This is a genomic window from Romboutsia maritimum (assembly GCF_002251085.2).
Classification (GTDB): domain Bacteria; phylum Bacillota; class Clostridia; order Peptostreptococcales; family Peptostreptococcaceae; genus Romboutsia_B; species Romboutsia_B maritimum.
Genome location: NZ_NOJZ02000078.1, coordinates 1 through 1,359 on the forward strand (window position 1 = coordinate 1; position 1,359 = coordinate 1,359).

A 1,359-nucleotide genomic window follows, 5' to 3' on the forward strand; every position below is an offset into this window, starting at 1 on the left:
GTTTATAAACTATGAACAAGGTGTCCGTAGTGGAGAAGTAAAAAGAGTATCAAAAGGTATGAGGGACAAAGAGGGCTACTGGTACAAGAATGATACATTAATAGATATGTTATATATCACATACGAGGAACAAAGGCATTTAAAAACGATTATAGGTAAAGAGGAAAAATATAGCCGAAGAAGAGTCAAAGACAAGGAATATCAAAAGAATAAGCGACGTAATGATAAGGGGCTAACTAAGAAACAACAAGAATTACAAGACTTAAAGGAAAAAGTAATAGAATTAAAAGAAAGTGGTTTAAGCATTAGAAAAATAGCTGATAAGTTAGGAAAATCAAAAGGAACGATAGAGAATATTTTAAAGAAAATTTAAGTGTCCTAAAAAACGTCGTCTTTATAAATATGTGTATTGCGTTTTTATAATGGGAATGGTTTTATATAGCACTTAAATATATAACTAACTGACTAGATAATTAAGAAGTATAAAGAATTAAGTTAAGAAGGGACTTAAGAAAATGGAATTTAAAACAATGGAAATAGATAATAAGAAACTATGGCTTAGGTTAAGTGGAAGTATAACCTATTACTTAAAGATGTATGATGATAGATTAAGTAATGAGGAACTTTGGGAAGATTATAAAACGTATGCCTTTGAAGTAGAAGAAGGACAATACCACTATTTAGACAAACAAACTTTAAATTATGTAATTGTAGATAGTGAAATGTTAGAAAAGAGCAAAAAGGCATTTATTGAAAGATTAGATAAAAGAAGAATTAAGAAGTTAGAAAAAGTATCAAAGGAAGAATCTATAGAACCCGATCCATTTAAAAACAATGTAATAGATTTTAATAAATATAAAAAGGCATTGAGAAGCTTATAACTACTCATGCCTTTTTATATTTATTAAAACTAGAATTTATCCTCATTGAATTATAATATATCAAAAGCACAGTATCTATATTCAAAACATATACGAAAAATACCCAATAGAAGCGATTTTAACGAGTCTTTAAGCTTTGCATAATGGTTTTATATTATTAATCATAAAAAACGTAAAACAACGCCTTTTATTTTATTCTAAATATATTTCATTTAATTAAAGGATTAAAAATAGTAAACTAGAAGATGTAATACAGAAGTAAAACAAATGTATAATATAGGAGTTTAAACTATGAATAAGGATAAATTTAATAATTTAGATGTAATGGAGCAAGTAGAATATATAAATAGTTTACTTGAAAACAAAAGAAGCTTAACAAGTATATCAAAAGATTTAAGTATTGGAAGAAGTACTATAAGTGAAAGATTTAAGAAGATAGGATATAAATATAATAAGCAGTTAAATCAATATATAAAGC

The 1,359-nt window shown here is 26.0% G+C and carries 3 protein-coding genes; all 3 read left to right on the forward strand.

Annotation, left to right across the window (positions count from 1 at the left end; genetic code table 11):
• Positions 1–373: type I phosphoribosyltransferase (locus CHF27_RS13735; protein ID WP_147294102.1), on the forward strand; the 373-nt coding region annotated here is incomplete at its 5' end.
• Between the two features lie 142 nt (positions 374–515).
• Positions 516–881, forward strand: coding sequence for a hypothetical protein (locus CHF27_RS13740; protein ID WP_115976359.1), 366 nt, complete (start codon positions 516–518; stop codon positions 879–881).
• Between the two features lie 291 nt (positions 882–1,172).
• On the forward strand, positions 1,173–1,359 hold a 187-nt coding region (locus CHF27_RS13745; protein ID WP_115976362.1), incomplete at its 3' end, for a DUF4250 family protein.

Bases quoted from the DNA above. Each gene is read 5' to 3' on its own strand.
- CHF27_RS13740 (WP_115976359.1), top strand. From the start codon at position 516: ATGGAATTTAAAACAATGGAAATAGATAATAAGAAACTATGGCTTAGG.